This is a genomic window from Paenibacillus sp. ACRSA (assembly GCF_022346845.1).
Lineage (GTDB): Bacteria > Bacillota > Bacilli > Paenibacillales > Paenibacillaceae > Paenibacillus.
The window spans coordinates 362,717-384,902 of the sequence record NZ_JAKRNP010000003.1 but is presented as its reverse complement, the minus strand read 5'-3'; the positions used below and the strand labels follow the sequence as shown (position 1 = coordinate 384,902).

Sequence of the window (22,186 nt, the reverse complement as noted above, 5' to 3'; positions counted from 1 at the left end):
TCGCATGATTAAAGGTATATTTGAGACACATCTGAATGTAACGGATCTGGAGAGATCCCAGCATTTTTACGAGCATATTATGGGTCTGGAACATGCATATGGACAGCCCGAGCGAGGGAACTCCTTTTACTGGGTCGGTGGTAGAGGAAACGCAATGTTAGGCATCTGGCAAAAGGAACCTGATAAAGTTCAGCGGCAGCATTTCGCTTTTCATGTGTCCTTAGAGGATATGAAACAAGCCGTCCCATATCTGGAGGCTAAAGGGATTGCGGCGCGTAATTTCTTAGATGATGACATTGGCGAATTGTATGTGTTCAGCTGGATGCCCGCCGTGTCGGTGTATTTCACCGATCCAGATGGGCACTCACTTGAGTTCATATCCATGCTGCCAGACGAAGCGAAGCCTGAGCTGGGCATGGTACCGTGGAGCAAGTGGGAACGCATGCATGGACGTGGTTAGATCAGCAAGAGGAAACGAGATGGTATTTGAAGAGGTTACGTTATACACTGCACAGTTGAAAGATATTAAACCGTTCTATAAGGATACGCTCGGCATTCCCATTGTCGATGAATCTGAGCGTTCATTTACGATTCAAGCTGGACAGACAAGAATGGTATTTATGCAAAACGAGACGAACGAGGAGCACTTCTATCACTTTGCATGGATGATACCTTCAAATCTCTTTCAGGAAGCAAAGGAATGGGTAGCTTCTCGTGTTCCGCTTAGTCGGCAAGATGGTCAAGATCAGTGATACCTTTGCGCCGATGGGAGATATGAATGGTCTATTCATTGTTGTGAAAAAAGAACGGATCTGGTTCTTCTCAGAGCAAAAAGCACAGGTACATGCACTTGAGGTCGTCGTCCAAGATGTCGGAAAGCTGCAAATGTAGTTAAATGCAAGCAAGTGAAGTGAAAATGGAACTGGTCAACAAGGGTGTGCATATCTTCACGATTTTGCTCATTTAATAGAAGTATCCGCAATGTAAGCGGTATATATGGGGAAACACTTATGCGATGAAGGAGGGATGAATTATGGATCGACGTTTGTTAGAAGAGGGTCTAATGATCATCGTTTCGAGTCGGGAGCACACAGGGGATCTGTGGCACGCCCATTATGGGGCAGCGGCGATTGCGGCTTACTTCTGGGTGAGGGAGAACCGCCTAACCTCTCTGGCTGCTGGAAGTGTCACAGCTGAAGCCAAGGCAATGCTCCGTAAACATGGCGTACACTCGGGAGAAACTTCTTTGCGAGGTGAAGTGTTGCCAATGGAAGAAGCGGAAGCACTTATTACCCAGGCACTGGATCGTACTATTGGTGAACTCCATTGGGTTGGGCATCAAGCCATCTATGGGGCATTTAGCCTAAAGGCCATTCGTGAGCTGGAGGGATGGGGGACTGCCCGCGATATACAGCAGCTAGTGGAGCTGATTGATTCATTTGAGCGGACTGTGCCGGGAAGATCGTGGATCAATACGACGGTTAAAGAAATACGCACGCTACGTGTAGATGAATCTGACGGTTTTCCCCTGATTGAACGTCCGGAGGATCTGTCGCGTCTCATTCTGGATGAGCTTGGGGCATTTGATACCATCTATCAAGCAGAGGCTCATCATGATCTCATCGGACATATGTTAACGTATGGACATGCACTTAATATGTTGTATGAATTAGGTTATCCAAGCTTGTTCTACCAAGGGCTGACGCCGTTCTTAACGATGGTAAAAGCGTTGCGACTGAGCCGTAATGTGGATCATGAACTAGGCAGGCTGACATTGCAGTCTCCTGTGGATCAACTACCCTTGGTACGTGCTGAACGCTCGATTGCACTGCCGCATGAACTTGAATACTGGCTGACAGATCGACGCTCACAAGATTGGAACAGCGGACATGTATTTAAATTCCCATTCAGCTTCTATCATCATGCAAGAAACAGCAATTCGGTTCCAGAGAGCTGGGAAAACTTCAGATATATTATTGCTTAACAAGGCTACGAAAGAAACATTCATTCCATGTTGTGGATTGAGTGATTAGATAAATAGTATCAATGGACATATGTAAGGAACGAGGAAATAGAATGAGAAGAGCACAGCCTGTGAAGCATAGGGGCATGTGCTCTTCTTTGGTATGTGGATGTAAGCTGATCCTTAATTCTAACGGACTCCCATCCAAATGATGAAAAGAATTAACGTAGCTCGCGATAACAACATAAAAAGGGGTTTCGTCGATGGATTACGTACGACCCAAACTCCCCAAGAACAGATCAGGGCTGTGCTCGTCCAAAAAACCAGTAAAGGCAAGCCTTCGTCTGTGAAAGGGAACGAAATTGGAGGTAGAGTGGAAAGACCTGTACCAAGGAATAACCAAGCTGTCATATAAACGCTAAGGAAGGAGGCTAATACAAACATAATCGTCTGAGACCAGAAGCGATATAAACCGACTAGACGGAGGATAATTACAGAAAGCAGATACAGCAGCATCACACTCGTTAAATACATCACCACAGTCCATCCAATAAACGAGTCAGTTACTACGCCAGCCTCCCTATATAGAAGGAACAGGGTCAATATATGCATCACGTAACCTGTCATATAACCACTTGTGATCACCCAGAGGTAGAACCAATCTGATTTTTGCATACAATTCACTCCTCTTGATCCTATAAATCTTTCATTTGCAGTATAAACGTTAGCAGGAGTATAAAAGTTGAGTCAAATCAACTAATATTAAGCCTTCGCAAGAAACCGACGCTGAGCCGACGTATTAGCTTCCACAATCGGTCTTAATTCAGGCGGTTAACCGTCAGCGTAGACGTTTAAAAGAGGTAAGATGGTATTATCGGATCAGAAGGAAAGCAATCATATCGATATCATCTATGAATCTACTGGCTAATGGCCAGTTTTTTTAATAGGGGCTAAGCGTTCTGATCAGGTGCTGAAGGAAAATCTCATTCTTGGAGCAGGAGGTAGCATGATATGAAAAAAGTATTGTATGTCCCACTCGATGATCGTCCAGCCAACCTGGATGACGTCATTGTACAAGGTAAAGCAGCCGGTCTCCATATCGTTACACCGAACCGGAAGGACATCCGAAACCGCTTGGATTCGGAGAAAACGGTAGATGGCACCACATTACTTGGTACATCTACACCTCAGTATGGCAAGCCGTCCAATATTCACGATTTTATTCTAGAGCATGCTGCTGAAGTTGAAGGCTTCATTATTTCAAGCGATATGCTGGCTTATGGTGGTCTGATTGGTAGCCGCGAGCTTCGTGAGAACGGAGGCGGTGATTATCCGAACTATGATCAGGAGACGACGCGGTTGTTGGATGTAATTCGAGTTATTAAAGAGAAATATCCATGTAAACCCGTTTACGTGATGGACACGATCATGCGACTTGCGACCACTTCATTTGCAGATGGACTTGCGCTTGATGCTTATAATGAATCGCGAGCATTAATGCAGCAGCCTCGACAGACGTTTACTGCTTTTGAAGATATTATCCAGGGGTATAACTTGTCTCCTGATTCTACAGAGTATGGTGAGACGACCTATTTTGACAAAGAACAATATTACAATACCAGACAGCATAAATTCAAAACGAATCTATACATCCTGGATCAACTGGCACGTAAGGGATATATTGACTTTCTCGCGGTTGGTGTAGATGATGCCAATACACAAGGCGTACAGATTAACGAGATCCGTTATGTGGAGAATCAAATTAACGAATGGCTTGGCGGAGTAGCTGGGCAGAATCCAGACCGTGCGATCATTCTTCCGGATGCCGATGGTTTGGGGCATTCGTTGTTAGCTCGCATGGCAAATCAATTGATTCGTGATGGCGAAAAAACACGTTATGCGGTTACCTACTTTGGCCCGCATGGTAATACCATCGTGAACACCTACGAATATATGAATGTGCATGAGAATGTAGCCCGACATATTGATATCGTGGGTGGCGTGCTTGTTGCTGATTCTGCATATCCAGTTCCAGAGGAAGAGACGGATACTGATCTTGTCACAGGCGAGAACGTTAGGCAGGATGGCGCTTCGCTTCAAGCGGCAACGTTCGATGTTGCCTCAGAACTTGATCGAATGACCAGCCATTCTCATAAGAACAAACCAGAGCCTAACTTAGAAATTGTGGCGATTACGGCACTGGAACAGGTAGAGGCTGCTGTTGAGCGAATTAACGTTAATAGTGAACAAGGTATGCCCACGGTTGTGATTGATTTTGTAGGTAAAGGTCCGGCGAATGTAGATGTAGCTGAAGCGCTATTGACTAGTCCACACACTGGTCGCGTTCTAGGATATAGTGCTTGGAATACACCGGGCAATAAGATTGGAATTGCCGTTGGTATGGGACAATCTCGTTATGCCTTTATTACGAAAGAAACAAATGCCTCTGCACTAGAGGAAGCGATGAATGTTCAAGGGTCACTACTGTTTAAACGTTTCCTGAAGGATTATTACTACAAAGCGGTTGCGATTGCAGATATTCGCACGTATTCCCGAGCTCATGCCTTGTATACCAACGTGGCTACGCTCGCGGATCAGAATATGCTTTTGTTCAATTCCAGTGAGGATTACGAACACCTACAATCGTTGCTGCGAGATTTAATGCAGACATACACAACGACACTTGCCGCTAAACCTGCATTTGCCCAAGGTAATGATGCGGTGGTTCAGTTGGAAGATGGGGAAAGCTCCTATGCTGCGTATGAAAATGCAGAGCTGGAGTATACCAATCCGGACTTTATCTGGGGACGTGCGTTTGAAATTACGCTGAACCCCCAAGTTACATTGGTGTCTGATTAACTTCATATAGTGTCGTCTTTTTTCCACCCAAGATACTCTCTTAATCGCACCGAAGTCATGCCAATCACCATCCGCGTTTGGGATCAACAGGTGTAAGATTATATTATCGGATCAATCGCACAGGGACACACCGAAAGCACATACGCTAATGTACAGCAGACCGGCCATGGAGCCGGTCTTTCTTATGCGGTGATGTTGTCTAGTTTGGTTCGATCATAGATTGTATTGCAGACGGAATGTTAAAGGGGGAGTTTCATGACTGCTGCATTGTCGCTGCACAGTGGGAGCAGATCATACATTTGCAGCTGAAGGGGGCGAAATAAATTTGTCTATAACAACTGAGGTAAATTCCACAGCAAGTGTGGGCAGGATGAGCACGCTCATGAAGCAGACATTAAAGCAGAAACTTGCTGAACTTGTTCCGGCGTGGAAGGGTCAGGTGCGTGATGCTCTTGCACCGGGCGAGTTGGTAAATGAACCTTGTGCGGTCATTGCTTTTGCGGAAGAAGTACCTAAATCTAGCTGGGCAGGATATCGCCGAATCATTCGCATTGCTCCATATGCGAGACTCACAGAGGGTGGAGCGGAGCAGTTGGAGGTCTGGGCCAGTAAGTTGGTGGAGGGATTACACCAGATCCGATTAAAGGATACGGAGGGCAATGCCTTCACCTGTATCTACCTCGGATCTTCCGATTGTGATCGAATAGATTCTGGTGCAGGCTTCATTACACGTAGTCTACGATTTGGGGTCTATATACCTGAGGTCATTGAACATGATCTTGCCATCGAAACGCAGGACTATTCGTTGCTTGCACTCCAGAATTGGACACAAACTGAGCTTGGTTCAAGTTGGTCTGTCTATCGTGATATGTGGCCTGGAGGGTACGAATCTCCTTCTGTCTTGTGGCGAATCACGAGTTACGATATCGCCGAGGCGGGTGCTTCTACACTGGAGATTCACAAGCAGTTCGTGGGACATGTCATGACTAGAAATCCAGTGGCGACACGTAACACTGTAATTCGGCTTGTGGAACAGCTAGGGATACAAGCACGAATCGCAATTACTGATGCGGGGAGCGAAGATACTAACGAGAGCAGGCGATATGTCACGGTTGATGACGTCTCTGCCGATTTACAGGTGGACGCCTACCTGAATGGGCAGATCCGTCTGACCTTACAGGAGCGGATTCGTCGCCCAGGAACAGACGTACCTTTCATTCGTCAGGTGCATCATAGCAGAGGAATAGAATAAGCATGAATCACAATAAATTTATGAATAGTTCATGTTCAAAAGCAGACTTTCTGAACAATCTTTAGTTGAACTTATAACCAAATGAGGTGAGATGGCGTTGACAAGCTCAATCGAACAAATCCAACAAGGCGCCGCGAAATATACGCGAGCCGAGCTAATCAATCATGCGGAAGCCCTCTTTGCCGTTAAGGCTGAGGTGCTGTATGGGGCGCTGAGTGTAACGGCGGCGCAGACGTTTTCCATTGCGGAAGCACAAGAACGAATTAACCAATTTATGAAAGCGAAGGTGAAGGGCTAATGGCAGGCGGAACATGGGAGCAGACGAATCGTCCGGTACTTCCGGGCTTATATATGAATTTTCAGGCGGCGGCAGCATCGTCCATTCAAGCAGGAAATCGTGGAACTGTTGTAGTACCAGTGAAGGCAAACTGGGGGCCGGCGGGGACTTTTGTAGAAGTGGGCAGCGAATCAGCGATTGAACGGATTTTCTCAGCGGGTGCAAAGGACAATGGGACAGCATACACCTCTCTAAAGCTTGCCCTGCTCGGCGGGCCGAAGAAGCTATTGGCCTATCGGGTCGTGGGGGAAACGGCGAAGGCGGGAAGTCTTACACTCAAGGATCGTAACGATGAAGATGTACTGCAATTGGATGCCAAGTATGCAGGGGATCGGAGTAACGATTTCTATGTCACGATTCAACCTGGCATCATTGATAATACGAAGCATGAAGTGCGCCTTTTCGAAGGTAATCGCATGTTGTATGCGCTGGTGACAGCAGATATCACAGGTGCAGCTCTGGCAGATCAGATCAATGCGGATGAGAACAACGTATGGGTAACAGCAGTAGCGATTGGAGATGGTACGGGCGAGGTTGCCACCGTTGCTGGTGCATCATTCAAAGGCGGTGTGAGTGGCAATGACAGTCTGACCAATGCGGATTACATTGCCGTACAAGAGGCGCTTGAGAGTGAACAATTCGATGTATTGGCTCTGGATCAAGCCGCGGATGCCCCTCTACTTGCAAGCTTTGGCGCATGGGTTAAACGTGTGCGTAATGAAGGCAAACCGGTTATCGCCGTATTTGGCGGTTCCGCAGCAGATGATACATCGGCGAGTGCTGCTCAGAAGGCATCGGCCCGTTCAGCACAGTTGAACCATGAGGGTGTCGTTAACATGGGTACGGGGGTGCGTTTGGGAGACACCTTCTATAGCTCGGCTGAGACATCTGCGTATGTTGCGGGTCTGATCGCAGGTCAGCGCTTGAACGAATCCACCACGTATGCATCAACTCCGTTCGATGATGTGACACGTCGCTGGACGAGAGCTGAACAGGAGCAGGCTGTGCAGAATGGTGTGTTTATTTTCTTCCACGATGGTCGTCAGGTTAAAGCACTGCGTGGTGTGAATACGCTAGTTGCTCCGGTAGCTGGTCAGAATAATGCCTGGAAAAAAATCCGTTCCATCCGTGTTATGGATGCCATTAACGTTGACCTGCAGCGTTCTGCTGAGGACACGTACATCGGTAAAGTGAACAACACGGAGGAAGGTCGCCAGGCATTGATTGGGGCAATGAAAGCCTATCTGGCACTGCTCGCGCAGAGCAATGTGATTGAAGCATCCGGATACGATGTCGTTCTCGATCCTGCGTATTATGGAACGGCTCCGATTCTGAAGCCGGAAGCAGATCAGGTGTATTTGCAGTGGAATGTGAAGCTGACGGATGTGATGGAGCAATTATTCGGCACTTTTTATGTGCAATAAGATTTGTTAGGCGTGCAGATTCTAGTTTGTGTGTAGAGTGTGCTGTTTCAAGATAAATGAGTTTAGCCGGCTGTGGAAGTAAGCGAATGGGGCAAAGTCCAATCATATCCATAATAAAAATATGTGAACGAATGGTTTACGCGAATCGATACGTTCAATGATCCCAAGGAGGAATATTCATGTTAGATGCATCAAGAGTTATTCTCGGTACCCATGGTCAGCTGCATATTGATGGTACGTGGCAGACCAATATTAACAAGCTGGAAGCGAGTGTAGAGATTGAGAAGCGTGAGCTGAATCTGGTCGGTAACGACTGGAAGGTGCACAAGAATGGAGCGAAAAAAGGAACAGGTACGATGACAGGGTACAAAGTCACTTCAGATATGATTACACGTGGTTTCACGAAGTTCCAGATTATCTCCAAGCTAGATGATCCAGAGTCCTATGGACATGAGAGTGTACTGCTAAAAGGGTGTATGGTGGACAAAATTCAGCTTGCGAACTGGACTGCCGGGGAAGAAGTGCCGGAGGAAACAGGCTTTACCTTCGAAGGATTTGAGTTGCTTAATCCGATTGTAGCGAACTAAGAATCGTAGTTAGGAATATGAAGTAAGACAAAGTAAGACAAAGGAAGACAAAGGAAGACAAAGGAAGACAAAGGAAGACCAAGGAAGACCAAGGAAGAGGAAGGCATAGGCAAGGCGAAAGCAAGGTTATGGAAAGCTAACCCGAAGATATAGTAATTATAAGAACAAGCAGGCTGAGGGCAACTCGGTCTGCTTCTTATGTTTCAGCGGATTTTGTAATACGAAGTACATTTTAGGAAGCTAAAAGGAGACATGCCTCGATGAGTATGAATGAAAAGCTGTCAGAAGAGCAAATTTTGGATCAGCTATTTGAAGCGGCAGAGCGATTGCCAGAGGAAAATGTGCGTATTCAGCGGTTGGATCTGCTGCTTACGCTGCGTGGACTGACATCCTCCAAAGTCGATCAGATCCGCGAGCGTTGTACAGTTCGCAAAACGGTCAAGGGTCGCACCGAAGAAAAGGTGGACACGGAAACGTTCAATGCACTGCTTATCTCCGAAGCGACGGTGAAGCTGCAAGTGCGCAGCCTGGAATTATCCGGCTGGGGTGATAGCCGCATTACTGGTCGCATGAAGTTGTCTGGCGGGGAACAAGCGGTTCGCCGCATGCTGCTTGCTGGTGAGCTGGATGCGGTGGGTGACAAAGTACTGGAGCTATCTGGGTTCGGTGTGGAGATTGAAGACCTAAAAAACTAATTCACTCCGGCGGGATGACAACGTTCCTCTATCACATGTGGGTGCGTCATCATCTAAGACCCGGAGAGTTCTGGTCTCTACCCCGAGGCGAACGCTCGTTGTTGCTTGCTTTCTCGGAAGAGGAAATGGATGCAATCACGAAGCAAAACAATCGGTAAGGTAGAGGAATCCATATGGAATGACAGGAGGTGAATTAGATGGCAGAAATGATTGTAGGTCTAAGTAAGTCCAATGCGCAGATGCGGACAACCCTTCGTTATCTGGATCAGATTCAGCGCTCGACCGAACGGCTGGGCAGGGTGCGATATCAGAGTCTGATTAAAACAAATAACGAGCTGCGAACAACCGGACGCAGACTTGAGCATGTGTACAGTACCGCAATTCGATTGAGCAGATTGCGCATCACACCAACGATTGGGCTGAATGATCAGCTAAGTCCTGCCTTGGATCGGGTATTGGCGAAGCTGAACCGAGTTCAAGGGCAGATGGTCAAAGCATCGGGAACGGTCTCTGTCGAGGTGCGCCAAAAGGTTGAAGTGGCGATGGGTAAGATGAATCCGGCGAGCAATCCTTCGCTGTCGCTTAGTATTGGCAGCAATAACAATACGGTTAAGAATGTAGCGAAGGAAGAAGAAAAAGGCTGGTTGGATAAGGGTGCTGATTTTGCAGATTACATTAATAAATTTGGAGATGCAGTAACTCATGTTGCGAATCTACTCGGAAAACTACGAGATGGTTGGAACAAGATAAGAGGCAAAAAATCTAAAACAGATGCTGCTTCAAGCCCGGCCGCTAAATGTGGTTGCTGCTCTGGCGGTAGTCTTGGAAAGACTCGCAGAGGTGGTTCAAAGAGCGGTTCAAGAGGTGGGAACCGATCCAGAACCAATTCTCGAACTGGAAATGTTGGTGGTGGTCAAGCCGAGAAAACCCCACGTAGAGTTTCTGGGGGAGGTTACAGAGGCCGATCCCCGAGAACTACTCCAGCACCCGCTCCAACCCAATCCAAAATTCATGAAGACACATCAAACAAGTCCTTCCGCGAATCCGTATCCATGGAGAAGAATAGGCGGATGCGAGGTGGAGGGAAATCCGGTTTTAGCTCGGGCATCCTGTCAGGTTCACCGATGGGCATGTCCAACCTGTTATCGGGTAACGGCATGTTTAGCAAGATAAGCGGAGGTCTAGCGAAAGGAGCAGGAAAACTGCTTGGGCCGATCAGTATGTTGACGAGTGTAGCGAATGTGGCTTCTGCTGCACCTGGAGAGCGTGGCCGAGCCGTAGGTTCCATGATTGGAGGAACAGCGGGTACCGCTATTGGCAGTGCCATTGGGAGTGTGATTTTACCTGGGATTGGCACGTATGTGGGCGGCGCAATTGGTGGCTGGGCAGGAAGTGCTGCGGGCGAATGGATTGGCGGTAAAGCGAAGGATATTGGCAATTTCATGTCGAGCGCAACTGAGAGCGTGGGCAATGCTGTATCTGGTGCGGTAGATTATGTCGCCGAAAAAACGAAAAACATCACGAGCGGCATCTCCAATTTCTTTGGGTTTGGCTCGAAGGAAGAAGAGAAGGTTCCACCCGCTCCCGTGCCTCCAGCACCTTCGGTACAACCTACAGTAGCTCCTCCATATATTCCTTCCGCACTCTTGACCACAGGTCCATGGGCGTATACGACATCAATGGGGGTTCAACCCACTTCGGCGGCATTTCAAGGTTCGAGCATGATGCAACTGCAGGCAATGAATGCGGGAAATGGATCACAGTCCACAGCGGGAACGAATGGCAAATCATCCCCGATGACCGTACAGATTTCGGAAGATCAGATGAGTAGCCTGTCGAGTTACCTTAAGGATTTCAAAACCGAAACAACGAACCAGATTGCTGTAAATGTTCCTGTAGGTGCGGTGCAAGTTACCGTTCGCGAGAATGCGATTGACTATGATGGGCTTGCCCGACAGGTCGGACAGCGTGTGGTGAGTGAGGTACGACGTGCGATGGAGAACCGCAAAACGATCATGGCCTAGGATGAAAGGAGGTCAGGTATGAGTGTGATTGAAGATCAAGTGAAAGGGATAGAGATGGAGTTCACGTTAAAAGACGGAACGACATCATTCCAATTCCCCGTGAATCCAGAAGAGTTGAATATTTCCCGTACCAAAGGGTATGAGACGATTCAAATGCTGGAGCATGGTGAGTTTGATTTTGCGCAGGGAGAGAGGGTGAAGGAGATCACCTTCTCTTCTTTTTTTCCCAAAGAATACGATGCATCCTACTGCACGTATGCAGATATTCCCGATCCACGTGTAGCGATGAACATACTGAATACATTTCTAGTATCAAAGAAGCCGCTGCGCTTCATTATTACGAATACAGGAGTGAATGTGCCTGTGTATCTCGTGTCTCACAATACGACCTTCCGGGGTGGGGAGAGTGGGGATATTTATTTTGACCTCACCATGCGTACTTGGCGGGACTCGAAGGTAGAGAAGACGAGTGCGAAGACAGCAGGCCAGGCAGGCAAGACAAATACTCGCACCGATCTGAAAAAAACAAACAAGACTTATATCGTTAAATCTGGGGATTCGCTGTCCAAAATAGCCAAGCTGGAGCTTGGGAGCAGTTCCCGATGGAACGAAATCTATAAGCTCAATGCCAAGACGATTGGCAGTGATCCGAACCGGATCAAGCCTGGACAGAAGCTGGTGATGCCGTGACGTACCAGGTCATCATTGACGATCAATACGACGTGACCAAACTGGTGGAGACGATTACGCTGAAGGATTCGCTCGAACAGATTGCTTATCAGGCCAACATCCGTCTGGCGGTGTCTGCATCCTCGGGTCTACCTGCGATATCACCGGGGATGCCGGTGCGGATCAGTGGGGTTCCTTTTGGAGAAAAGGCGAAGGTTCCGTTATTGCATCCTGCTGTCATCTGGGAGGTTGAAAGCTCCAATAGTGGCACGAAGCGATTGTCTCTCACGGTGTACGACCGCATGATCTATTTGGAGAAGTCGGAGGATGAGTTCCTGTTACCCAAGGATCAGACCGCGACGCAGCGGCTCAAAACGTACGCTAAGGAATGGAAAATCCCCTGTGCCACGTTGCCAGATACCAAAACTAAGCTCGGGAAGGCGGTGTATCGGGCGCAGACGATTTTCTCGATGATGTTTGCTGATCTGAAGGAAACTGCCAAGTCAGGAGGAGACATGTATCATCCTCGAATGACGTCTGGAGGGTTGCAGCTCTATAAGGTAGGCAGTAACACAAAGGTGCACGAGCTGGATCGGCTCATCGATCTGACACAGATGCGGACGCTCGAAGGTGCAGTTACGAAGGTGAAAGTCATGGCGGCTTCGGAGTCGGGAAGTGGCAAAGAGGTTCCCTCCAAAGTGCTCGCAATTGAGCAGGATGGTGTAGCTGAACTCGGTACATTGCAAAAGCTGATCGAGGACGATCAGGTGAAAACAGCGGCTGCCGCCAAGAAACTGGCGAAGAGTCGTCTGGCCGGGGTTCAGGAGACGTTTACCGTGACTGCTCCAGATATCAATACCATTCGAGCCGGGGATGCCGTGTTATTGAAAGGACTGAAGCTAATCGTCATGTCGGTGAGCCGTGATCTAGCTGGAGCTGGAACGATGACGTTGGAACTAGCTACAGCGGAGATGGTGAGAAGGAGGGTTTACCTTGAATAACGATGATCCATATGGACAGTTTGCCGATGTGATGCGTGGTGCGATGAATAACCATTCTCGCCAAGCCGTTAGTGGAATGGGTGCCGTACTGGGTACGGTGACTTCATCGGGTGTGAAACTGGATGATTTCAAGCATGAGGTGCAGGATTATCTTATTGCTGAGTTTCCCGGAACATTGACGCTGCCGGAGCGTGAGGTTGTTGGCGCAATTTCAGGGATCGGTGATGTGGCGAATGGCGGGACGACGAGCGTAGGACGGTTTCTTTTGCAGGAGAGTGAAGTAGATGAAGCCAATTGGTCGCTGGGAAAAGGCTTGAAACCTGGGGATCGTGTGCTTGCCATGCGTGTGAATAGCGGGAACGACATCGTAGTGCTGTGTAAGGTGGTGAGTGCGAATGCCTAGTTTATTTCCCGGTCGAGGTGTGGTCTGGGGAGATGAGGAGGATCTGTCGGGTGCGGCTTCGGAAGAGGTGATCTTTGGACGGAGCTGGCGATTCGACTATGATACGGGGGATTTTGTACTGACCCCGAGTGGGAAGGTCGCTGTCGCAGATGCTCATGAGGCTTGGGTACAGTGGTGTATCAAAGCGGTCAAAACACCGCGGTACCGGCATGTGATCTATTCTCGGAACTATGGTTCCGAGCTTGAGGAACTGATCGGGCAGGGGGATCGCCGGGGTGTGCTGGAAAGTGAGATCGCTCGTATGGTGAGTGAGACGTTACTGGCAGATCCCCGCACTGAATCGGTAGATCAGTTCACATTCAACTGGAACCTTGAACAATGTATGTTTTCTTGCCGGGTGGCGAGTGTGCAGGAAGAGATGTTTATTTTGGAAAGTGAGGTGACTTGACGGGATGGCTGAGATGCCGCGTTATTTGGAGGATCAGACGGAGGAACAGATTATGCAGCGCATGCTGGATCGTCTGCCCGCGGATCTGGATAAGTCAGAGGGTTCTTTCTTGTGGGATGCAGAGGCTCCGGTAGCGTTCATGTTATCTGAGACAGCACTCTGGGCACAGGAATTATTACGGCGTGGATTCGCAAGTACCGCTGCGAGCAGTGATCCAAATTTTCGTTCGGAGGAGCTGGATTTACGGGTTGGAGAACATGGCATTGTTCGACGTGCTGCGGTGGTGGCACAAGGTGTGGTGAGATTCATGGGTACGCCGGGGAAAGTGGTGCCAGCAGGCACCGTAGTGGCAACACTCGCGGATGAAGTATCGGGTGAAGCCTCGTTAGAATATGAAACGGTTGGCCGTGTGGAGATAGGTGAAAATGGTTCTGGCATGGTCGGTGTACGAGCACTCGTTGCGGGAAAAGAGAGCAATGTGCCAGCAGGCACGGTAACCGTGCTGTCTACACCGATGAGCGGCGTGACTTCGGTCACGAACGTAGATGTAATCAAGGGCGGAGCGGATATTGAAGCAGATACCGCTTTGCTAGAACGCTTCTATGCCAAAGTCCGCAATCAGGGAACCAGTGGTAATAAAGCTCAATATGTACAGTGGGCAAGTGAAGTTCCGGGAGTTGGAGCGACGCGAGTTAGTCCGCTCTGGCAGGGGCCTGGCAGTGTGGGGCTGTATTTGCTGGATACAGATAAACGAGCTGCGGGCAGTGATCTAGTGGCGGCCGTGCAGAAGTACGTAGACCCAACACAGGATGGACAAGGTGAAGGCGTTGCACCCGCGGGGCCTGTAGTAACCGTCATGCCGGCAGAGGAAGTGCCGATGAATATTCAGGTGAAGCTGACACTGGCGAGTGATGCCACGCTAGCCGATGTGCGGGAGTTGATCGAACGCGGGGTGACCGCGTATCTGAAGCAGCTTGCTTTTGCCGATCCGCTCGTTCGCTACACACGTATTGCTGCGATCCTGCTCGACATTCCGCCGATAATCGACTATTCGGAGCTTACCGTGAATGGCGTAAGCGATCAGAATATTGAGATGACGGCAAGTCAGGTGGCGGTTCTGGGAACGGTGGATGTGCATGAATAGTGGGAAAAGTCAGAGTGGGAAGGAGGCTAGCGGATATGAGTAATCCTTCTACGACGACTGTGAAGCTGACAAGCCCAAAGGGGCGGGAGCTTTTCTCATATTTGCCCAGTTATTACGAGACTTCGCGGGTGATGCAAGCCGATATGCAGTCCAAAGGTACCGAGATAGATTTCTTAGTTCAGGCACTGGATGAGACATTGGATCAATTTTTTGTCCGTACGGCAACATGGGGATTAGGCTACTGGGAGCAGGAGCTGGGCGTTGAGACAGATCGTCTCAAACCTGTGGAACAACGGCGTGCTGTCGTGGAATCCAAGCTGCGTGGTGCGGGAAAGTTCTCAGGCAGGCTTGTTGCCAATGTAGCTGAGGCGTATGCCGGAGGCAAGGTGGATGTATCATTTCAGCAGGAAGCGTGGAGTTTTACGGTGAGCTTTGTGGATACGATGGGTATTCCGCCCAATATTGATGATCTCAAACGGGCAATTGATGATTTGAAACCAGCGCATATGGCTGTGGAGTACGAGTATCGCTATCTGATCTGGGACGATCTGGACAACAAACAGATTACCTGGGATGAACTAGATGCCGCGTCCCTGACGTGGAACGAACTGGAGGTGTGGGCATAATGCCAAAAGAAACAGATCGACTGAAGTTACCCTTGCCCCTGGGAAATGAGAGTGTAACCCGGGAGAGTATTAATGGGATTTTTGAAAAGATTGATGCAGGTGTGGCGACACGTGAATCCATCCTTATATCTGCGGAATCTGATCTTAATAGCTATATTACAGAAGGGGAATATTATTGCCCAACAAATGCGACGGTAGCAACTTTAGCTAATTCCCCAGTAGGAGTAGCCTTTCATTTGACGATAGAAAAACATGCTGGTGTGGTTCAAACTCTAACAACCTTTGAACCGAGTAACCTACAAGTCTTTCAAAGGAACTACTATGTCGGATGGGGGCCATGGAGAAAAGTACCTACAAGGGATGATATTGATGAGGTAAAGCTATATACCGATCAGAAGGTCGGGGAAATCGTTATTGATGATGCATCCTTAACAGATAAGGGTATCGTCCAACTATCCAACGCAGTTGATGGCACTCGTGAAGATTTGGCTGCGACGGAGAAGGCGGTAGGAGATGTTTTAGATAAATTAACTGAACATGATTACGACACTTTGAAGCACATTTCAAGTGCCGAAAGAGCACTATGGAATAATGCTGTAGGTTATGGAACAACAACTGGTTCAGCAAATTCTTATAATATTAATCTTTCACCTGCTCCATCAGCTATCGTTGCTGGAATGAGAATAACGTTGAAAGTACATGTAAGCAATAATGGGGTATCGACTTTAAATGTGAATGGAACTGGGCCAAAACTTATAAAAAAATCAAACGGATCTGATTTAACGAGTGGGTTTTTTAGAGAAGGTGGAGTATACACAATTGTTTATGATGGAATGGCTTTTATCTTGCAGGGTGAAGGGGGGGAGTACGGAACTGCAATTGAAGGTGATGTTCGCGCTGGAAAGACAATTAGTACGGAGAATGGACTAGTAAGTGGTACTCTTCCTAACAGAGGGACAGCATCATTCAGGTCTGATATAAATAACACCGTATCAATTCCAGCGGGTATTTATAATCAGAGTAGTATTGCACCATTTGAAGCAACTCCAGGTAATACTCGTATTTATGGACCCAATAGCTCAGACTCGGTATCAGGTAATGTAACAACGCCAACCCCAACTAGTTTATCAGTAACTATAAAAAGAGCAGGTGTTTATCGAACTGAGCTTCAATTTGGAAGCATATGGTCTACTACAGGACTTACTGTATATGTACAAATCTATTCTAGTAGTGGTTCTACTGGAACTTTGCGTTCAATGGAAGTAAGAGGAACTACTAGTCCTATGTACGTGGAAGATATATATTTTAATGCTGGTTCAAAAGTTGGTGTACGTTTGTGGTTTAGTTCATCAAGTAGTGTATCAATGTCAGTATCATATTTTTCTTTATTAGTACAATCACCTACATTCATTTAATTGAAATCAATATATCGGAAATTTGGTAGAACAAGCGATTAAATGCGGGAGTTACCTTATTTCTTCTGAAGCATCTTGTATTTCGAATCAAAGGAGGTGAAACCATGGAACGATGGGATACCCTGTGGAAATGGGGGATAGCACTGATAAGTAGTGCAGGGACGTATTTCTTTGGAGGATGGTCGGGTGTGCTCGGGGTACTGCTCGTATTCGTCATTCTAGACTACCTATCAGGGATCGCGGCGGCGGGGGCGACAGGAAAGTTAGAAAGCAATATTGGGATGTTCGGCATTGCACGTAAAGTATTTATTTTTGCAATGGTATCGGTGGCTCATCTGGTGGACGGTGTTCTGGGAGACGGACATTTGTTCAGGGATGCGGTCGCCTTTTTTTATATCGCGAATGAGCTGTTGTCTATTATTGAAAATGGTGGCAAGCTGGGCGCGCCCATTCCGCCTGCGATTCGGCAGGCAATAGAAGTGCTCAAGGGTAAGGGAGGAGCCGGGGATAACCCCGGTAACCTCCCTTTTAGGTCTAATGAATCTTTTGCTCAAACAGATGATGATAGTGACGTACCAAAGAAAAAAGATAAAAAGTAATTGCATCTTTACATTGTTCAGCTACCGCACAAAAAAACAAATCTAATAGAAATTCAAATAGTATGTTGAAAGCAAACCTATAGCAAACCGAATAGGACTAGCCTCGAAGAATATTTTAGAATCATTTAGCTAATAAACTAGGAATAGAGTAGATCCAACAGTTTTATCTATCACTAAAATGATTAACCTTACTCTCAAATTAGGAATCCAAAATCTAGGGAGAACAGCAAACGATGAGAGCTCTGACATTTTAGTGATTGGTACCTAACCACTAAACGAGTTTTGTTTTATAACACACCACACGAACCCTAACTATTCCAGCAACCACCGAACCTAACCCAACAACATTCCCTCTAAACTCCTCAAAACTTCCAAAACATCAGGACATGCACACAGGCAAACTACCTTGTCCTGACATCTAATATATACAAACGGCAAACTTGCCGCGTAAAGGGTGTGAGAACCATGCAAACGAGAACGCCAGGCAACACGCAGGGTATTGACGTCTCCCGTTATCAGGGCACGATTGATTGGGCCAAAGTTAAGGCAAGTGGCATGACATTTGTGTTCATCAAGGCTACGGAGGGACGAACATATACCGATCCAAATTTTCAGCAAAATGTGGCTGGTGCACTTGCGGCTGGCATGCTGGTGGGAACGTATCATTTTTTCCGCGGAACCTCTACAGAGATCGCCAAAGCAGAAGCAGCGCATTATGCGAACACGTTGCAAAAGGTCGGGGGTGCGAAGGCATTACAATTACCTCCTGTCATGGACTATGAGAATAACCCCGGTAATTTGAGCAGAGCGCAGATGAACACTGTAGCCAAAGCTTTTTTAACCGAATTACAACGTCTTACTGGCATAAAACCAATTATATATACGGGCAATTCATTTGCTGGAAATTTTGATGCCTCGCTCGGGTCGTATGATCTATGGATCGCGCGTTACAGCAACACACTTGTACCGGATGATCAGCCTGCTTGGAAGCGTTGGACATTCTGGCAGTATACGGATTCAGGTAAGGTGAACGGCATTGCGGGCAACGTCGACATGAACGAGTTTGAAGGGACGGCAGCGCAGCTACGAGCCAGATATGCACCTGCAACTACACCTCCAAATCCACCTAAACCGACAGAACCCACAAATCCGCCGAACCCAACCGAACCACCGAAAGGGGGCGAACCGATGACAACCGAAGAGAAAGCAGCGTTTGATGCGTTGAAGGCACAGGTGGAGAGACTACAGGCACGCCAGCAAATGGAGGTTCCGGTATGGGCCAAAGCGGCTGTAGAAGCTGCATTAGCCTATGATCCGAAGAACCCGTTGTTTAGCATCGACAACGGAGCGAGTTATGATTTTTATCGTTTTATCACGGTCATGCACCGTAGAGGTTTGTTTAAAAAATAAAGCTGATCCCAAATAAATGTACACATTCTACTTGTAAATGTAGCTTTACCAAAGCCAAAGACGCCAATCTCTAATGAGATGGCGTCTTTCTTTGCGGTTACTAACAAATCATTTTACACGGAACGGAGAGGGGAGAAAAACGGAAGAAGCGGAAGCGTTAGCCCAAAAGCTATTTGAAAAGAAATCTGGGGGGCACATCGACCTTCAAGGCTTTTCTATATCAGAGTCGCATGCGCGACCAATCTTTAGTTCGGTTTCTCCAACAAAGGTACTAAATACGAATCATAGTACCGCTGAAATGCTTCTTTGGTGCGATCATCTGTCAACGCGCTTTTAGATATAATCATCGCCTGCACATCAGAAACGTATAGATAGTAGTGCTTCTCATCTTCTCGTACAACGACAAACTGATCCCATGCCAAGAAATTTTGATTGTTTTTTGTCTTCCGTGTGATGCCTTGCTCATCTAACAACATCGTATTAAGGCCAAGGACGCCATTTAAATTCTGTTTTTTCATCATCCGAACTATGGAGAAGAGTGTTAATTTTTTGTACAAGCTAGGGAAAACGATGATCCATAGTAGAATGATTCCAATAGTTACAAGTGAAACAGGCCTTTGAAAAATGAGATTTAACAATAATAAAGGAATAGGGAACGCAGAGAGTAGAATGTATTTTACCTTACGATGATGTTTGGATCTTGAGATCACATTTTTCTGTAAGTCGATTAGATCATCAAAAGATAGGTTAAACTGTAGCTTCACAATGAATCGCCTCCATTCATATCTTCTAAATTGTAACGTATTTCAGTAAAAATGGAAAAATAAAGCTTATATCTAGTGGCTACATAACTCGCATCAATCTAGTAATTCGAACGAAATGAGAAGTGGTCAGTAGGGGATGCCAAGACTTTTTTTGTCGATCTATGTTCTATTTCCGTGCTTTATGTAACTTTAAATAACATAGATCATAAAGTTGATGAGCGTTCTATGTAAATCTCTTGTCTAAATGATTAATGTGATGTAAAGTAAGTTACACAAAATGGTTTTTGCCACAGTTTATGAGCATAATCCTCCCATCATGACAAGACTATAACACCCAAAGTTATTGTAATGTCTCCCTGTTGTATATTCCAACACCCTTGAAAACCACTCCTATGTTAGTTTCTATCTAAATGATCCCTATGCTAATGAGTATATGTGTATACCCCAAACAAGTGCCCAAGCTTTTACTCTTATCAATTGACCTTTGTTTAATTGTTCCATCTCTTTCTCTCTCTCTCATTTTATCTACTATTCCTCAACATGATTGCTCAAATTTATTAAAGGTATCATGGGCATGTTATGCCCTTAATAGATACAGATAGTATGTGATACACGCCTCAACGATTTCTTGGATCAGCATTTTGCATGTTGTACGTAACAATCCTGGAAGCATGTTGACTGAACGTGTATCCACTATCCATCCATCGGGATCATTGTTTTGGCACGCCAGCATCACACACATTTTGAGACAGGGAAGGGTGTTGTACGTATGCGAATGAGAAAAAAATGGTTGTCCGGTTTGATGGTTATGGCAATGAGTACGGTCTTGGCTCTATCGGGTTGCTCTAGCCAGGAGGGGACGAACACGCCTGCTCCAGCGGAAGGTAGTGATCCACCAACGGAGGAAGTAGCAACGCAGGATACGATGATTATGGGACGGGGTGGAGATTCTGTTGCCTTAGATCCTGCCATTGTAACTGATGGTGAATCCCTCAAGATTGGACATCAGGTGTTCGATTCATTGCTTGATTACAAGGAAGGTGGAACAGAGGTCATCCCTGGACTTGCGGAGAGCTGGGAGATTTCGGCGGATGGACTTAAGTACGAGTTCAAGCTGAAGACGGGTGTGAAATTCCATGACGGAACTGATTTTAACGCTGAGGCTGTTGTATTCAACTTCAATCGTTGGAGTGATCCTGCGAGTGAATATAAATTCGAAGGTGATTCCTTCGATTATTACGATTCCATGTTTGGCCCAGAGGATGGACGCGTGATTAAGGAAGTGACGGCGATTGACGAGACTACGGTGGAGTTCACACTGAACCAACCACAAGCACCTTTCCTACAAAATATCGCGATGACGCCATTCGGCATTGCTAGTCCAACCGCCATTCAGGAGAAAAAGGAAAACTTCAAAACCGATCCTGTAGGCACCGGTCCATTTGTATTCAAAGAGTGGAAGCGCAACGACTCCATTACACTGGAGAAAAATCCAACGTACTGGAAAGAAGGACTGCCGAAGCTGAACAAAGTTATTGTTCGCTCCATTCCAGATAATACAGCTCGTTTCAACGCCTTGCAGAACGGCGAAATTGACGTGATGGAGGATCTGAATCCGGATGATCTGTCGATCCTGGAGTCGAATGCTGACCTGCAGAAGATTGAACGTCCACCATTCAACGTGGCGTATATCGGCTTTAACTTTAAGAAGAAACCTTTTGATGATGTAAAAGTGAGACAGGCGCTGAACCATGCGGTGAATAAACAAGGCATTATTGATGCGTTCTTTGCTGGACAAGCTCAGCCTGCGGTGAACCCGATGCCACCAACATTATGGGGATACAACGATAGTATTGAGGATTACCCGTATGACTTGGAGAAAGCAAAAGCATTGCTTGCCGAAGCGGGCTTCCCTGACGGATTGCCAGATCCGGTAACCTTCTATGCGATGCCAGTATCTCGTCCGTACATGCCTGATGGTAGGAAAGTAGCCGAAGCTATCCAAGCCGATTTTGAGAAAATTGGCGTAAAAACAAACATTGAGTCTCCCGAGTGGGCGACGTATCTCGATGATGCCAAAGCTGGGGAGAAGGACGATATCTACATGCTCGGTTGGACGGGTGATAATGGTGACCCAGATAACTTCTTGTACACGTTGCTGGATAAAGATGCAATCCCAGGTAACAACCGTAGCTTCTATGTCAACGAGGAACTGCATGTGTTGCTGACGGATGCACAGAAGGAGACCGACCAGGATAAACGGGCAGAGTTGTATAAACAGGCACAGGTCATTATTAAGGAAGACGCACCATGGATTCCGCTTGTGCATACCACGCCAATTCTGGCGGGTAGTGCGAAGTTGAAAGGTTTTGTTCCTTCGCCGCTGGGTAGCGAATCCTATGCAGGTGCCTATTTCGAGGAGTAATGAGTAAGCTGTAAACTGTGATCCGTGTCTGAATTTTAAAGCGCTGGCGCACACGCAATGCTTAGCAGAACCATCATCCGGACGTAATCATCTCGAAGCATACGTGTCCGCTGGCGTTTTTTTCTACTTAATCGGTTGTTC

General features: G+C 47.1%; 23 protein-coding genes. 21 read left to right on the top strand and 2 right to left on the bottom strand.

Annotated elements, in window-relative coordinates; all coding sequences use genetic code 11:
• Nucleotides 1-4: 4 nt before the first annotated feature.
• The 4 genes from MH215_RS11355 to MH215_RS11340 all read left to right on the top strand — a co-directional run bounded on the left by MH215_RS11355 (nucleotide 5) and on the right by MH215_RS11340 (nucleotide 1,984).
• Nucleotides 5-460 carry a VOC family protein gene (locus MH215_RS11355; RefSeq protein ID WP_239290273.1) on the top strand — a complete coding sequence of 152 codons (456 nt, stop codon included), beginning with the start codon at nucleotides 5-7 and terminating at the stop codon, nucleotides 458-460.
• 19 nt (nucleotides 461-479) lie between these two features.
• Entirely contained in the window at nucleotides 480-752 is a 273-nt protein-coding gene (locus tag MH215_RS11350) for a VOC family protein (RefSeq protein ID WP_239290271.1), read from the top strand.
• Nucleotides 715-891 carry a hypothetical protein gene (locus tag MH215_RS11345; protein WP_239290270.1) on the top strand — a complete coding sequence of 59 codons (177 nt, stop codon included), beginning with the start codon at nucleotides 715-717 and terminating at the stop codon, nucleotides 889-891. The genes MH215_RS11350 and MH215_RS11345 overlap by 38 nt, the downstream gene beginning before the upstream one ends.
• A 142-nt stretch (nucleotides 892-1,033) precedes the next feature.
• Nucleotides 1,034-1,984, top strand: coding sequence for a hypothetical protein (locus MH215_RS11340; protein ID WP_239290269.1), 951 nt, complete (start codon nucleotides 1,034-1,036; stop codon nucleotides 1,982-1,984).
• A gap of 168 nt (nucleotides 1,985-2,152) precedes the next feature.
• Here the strand turns inward: MH215_RS11340 and MH215_RS11335 are convergent, their stop codons facing one another.
• Nucleotides 2,153-2,638, bottom strand: coding sequence for a hypothetical protein (locus MH215_RS11335; protein ID WP_239290268.1), 486 nt, complete (start codon nucleotides 2,636-2,638; stop codon nucleotides 2,153-2,155).
• Between the two features lie 336 nt (nucleotides 2,639-2,974).
• Here MH215_RS11335 and MH215_RS11330 point away from each other — a divergent pair, with 336 nt between their 5' ends.
• From MH215_RS11330 to MH215_RS11255, 16 genes are all read left to right on the top strand, one after another.
• Nucleotides 2,975-4,822 (top strand): DUF4127 family protein, encoded by a 1,848-nt coding sequence (locus MH215_RS11330; protein ID WP_239290267.1) that lies wholly within the window; start codon nucleotides 2,975-2,977, stop codon nucleotides 4,820-4,822.
• Between the two features lie 382 nt (nucleotides 4,823-5,204).
• The gene (locus MH215_RS11325) at nucleotides 5,205-6,074 is read left to right on the top strand and encodes a hypothetical protein (protein ID WP_239290266.1); all 870 of its coding nucleotides are present in this window, start codon (nucleotides 5,205-5,207) and stop codon (nucleotides 6,072-6,074) included.
• Between the two features lie 97 nt (nucleotides 6,075-6,171).
• Nucleotides 6,172-6,372: a YqzN/YkzM domain-containing protein gene (locus tag MH215_RS11320; protein ID WP_239290265.1), complete on the top strand. Its 201-nt coding sequence runs from the start codon at nucleotides 6,172-6,174 to the stop codon at nucleotides 6,370-6,372.
• Nucleotides 6,372-7,835: a phage tail sheath subtilisin-like domain-containing protein gene (locus tag MH215_RS11315; RefSeq protein WP_239290264.1), complete on the top strand. Its 1,464-nt coding sequence runs from the start codon at nucleotides 6,372-6,374 to the stop codon at nucleotides 7,833-7,835. Before MH215_RS11320 ends, MH215_RS11315 begins: the two co-directional genes overlap by 1 nt.
• Before the next feature lie 179 nt (nucleotides 7,836-8,014).
• Nucleotides 8,015-8,422 (top strand): phage tail tube protein, encoded by a 408-nt coding sequence (locus MH215_RS11310; protein ID WP_056694176.1) that lies wholly within the window; start codon nucleotides 8,015-8,017, stop codon nucleotides 8,420-8,422.
• Nucleotides 8,423-8,682: 260 nt separating this feature from the next.
• Entirely contained in the window at nucleotides 8,683-9,117 is a 435-nt protein-coding gene (locus tag MH215_RS11305) for a phage tail assembly chaperone (protein WP_056694180.1), read from the top strand.
• Between the two features lie 197 nt (nucleotides 9,118-9,314).
• The gene (locus MH215_RS11300) at nucleotides 9,315-11,141 is read left to right on the top strand and encodes a hypothetical protein (RefSeq protein WP_239290263.1); all 1,827 of its coding nucleotides are present in this window, start codon (nucleotides 9,315-9,317) and stop codon (nucleotides 11,139-11,141) included.
• Nucleotides 11,142-11,195: 54 nt separating this feature from the next.
• On the top strand, nucleotides 11,196-11,831 hold the full coding sequence (locus tag MH215_RS11295) for a LysM peptidoglycan-binding domain-containing protein (protein ID WP_239290813.1): 636 nt from the start codon (nucleotides 11,196-11,198) through the stop codon (nucleotides 11,829-11,831).
• A complete protein-coding gene (locus MH215_RS11290) occupies nucleotides 11,828-12,811 on the top strand; it encodes an XkdQ/YqbQ family protein (RefSeq protein ID WP_239290262.1) in 984 nt (327 codons plus the stop codon). The genes MH215_RS11295 and MH215_RS11290 overlap by 4 nt, the downstream gene beginning before the upstream one ends.
• A 31-nt stretch (nucleotides 12,812-12,842) precedes the next feature.
• Entirely contained in the window at nucleotides 12,843-13,214 is a 372-nt protein-coding gene (locus MH215_RS11285) for a DUF2577 domain-containing protein (RefSeq protein ID WP_239290811.1), read from the top strand.
• Nucleotides 13,207-13,662, top strand: coding sequence for a DUF2634 domain-containing protein (locus MH215_RS11280; RefSeq protein WP_239290261.1), 456 nt, complete (start codon nucleotides 13,207-13,209; stop codon nucleotides 13,660-13,662). Before MH215_RS11285 ends, MH215_RS11280 begins: the two co-directional genes overlap by 8 nt.
• A gap of 4 nt (nucleotides 13,663-13,666) precedes the next feature.
• The gene (locus tag MH215_RS11275) at nucleotides 13,667-14,806 is read left to right on the top strand and encodes a baseplate J/gp47 family protein (protein ID WP_239290260.1); all 1,140 of its coding nucleotides are present in this window, start codon (nucleotides 13,667-13,669) and stop codon (nucleotides 14,804-14,806) included.
• A gap of 35 nt (nucleotides 14,807-14,841) precedes the next feature.
• Nucleotides 14,842-15,432, top strand: coding sequence for a YmfQ family protein (locus MH215_RS11270; RefSeq protein ID WP_239290258.1), 591 nt, complete (start codon nucleotides 14,842-14,844; stop codon nucleotides 15,430-15,432).
• Nucleotides 15,432-16,847 carry a tail fiber protein gene (locus MH215_RS11265; protein ID WP_239290256.1) on the top strand — a complete coding sequence of 472 codons (1,416 nt, stop codon included), beginning with the start codon at nucleotides 15,432-15,434 and terminating at the stop codon, nucleotides 16,845-16,847. Before MH215_RS11270 ends, MH215_RS11265 begins: the two co-directional genes overlap by 1 nt.
• 104 nt (nucleotides 16,848-16,951) lie before the next feature.
• Nucleotides 16,952-17,446 (top strand): phage holin family protein, encoded by a 495-nt coding sequence (locus tag MH215_RS11260; RefSeq protein WP_239290254.1) that lies wholly within the window; start codon nucleotides 16,952-16,954, stop codon nucleotides 17,444-17,446.
• A gap of 465 nt (nucleotides 17,447-17,911) precedes the next feature.
• Nucleotides 17,912-18,856: a glycoside hydrolase family 25 protein gene (locus MH215_RS11255; protein WP_239290252.1), complete on the top strand. Its 945-nt coding sequence runs from the start codon at nucleotides 17,912-17,914 to the stop codon at nucleotides 18,854-18,856.
• 245 nt (nucleotides 18,857-19,101) lie between these two features.
• On the opposite strand, the gene MH215_RS29215 is transcribed toward MH215_RS11255, so the two are convergent.
• Nucleotides 19,102-19,620: a YcxB family protein gene (locus MH215_RS29215; protein WP_239290250.1), complete on the bottom strand. Its 519-nt coding sequence runs from the start codon at nucleotides 19,618-19,620 to the stop codon at nucleotides 19,102-19,104.
• Nucleotides 19,621-20,395: 775 nt separating this feature from the next.
• Here MH215_RS29215 and MH215_RS11245 point away from each other — a divergent pair.
• Nucleotides 20,396-22,045 carry an ABC transporter substrate-binding protein gene (locus MH215_RS11245; protein WP_239290810.1) on the top strand — a complete coding sequence of 550 codons (1,650 nt, stop codon included), beginning with the start codon at nucleotides 20,396-20,398 and terminating at the stop codon, nucleotides 22,043-22,045.
• The last annotated feature ends 141 nt before the right edge of the window (nucleotides 22,046-22,186 follow it).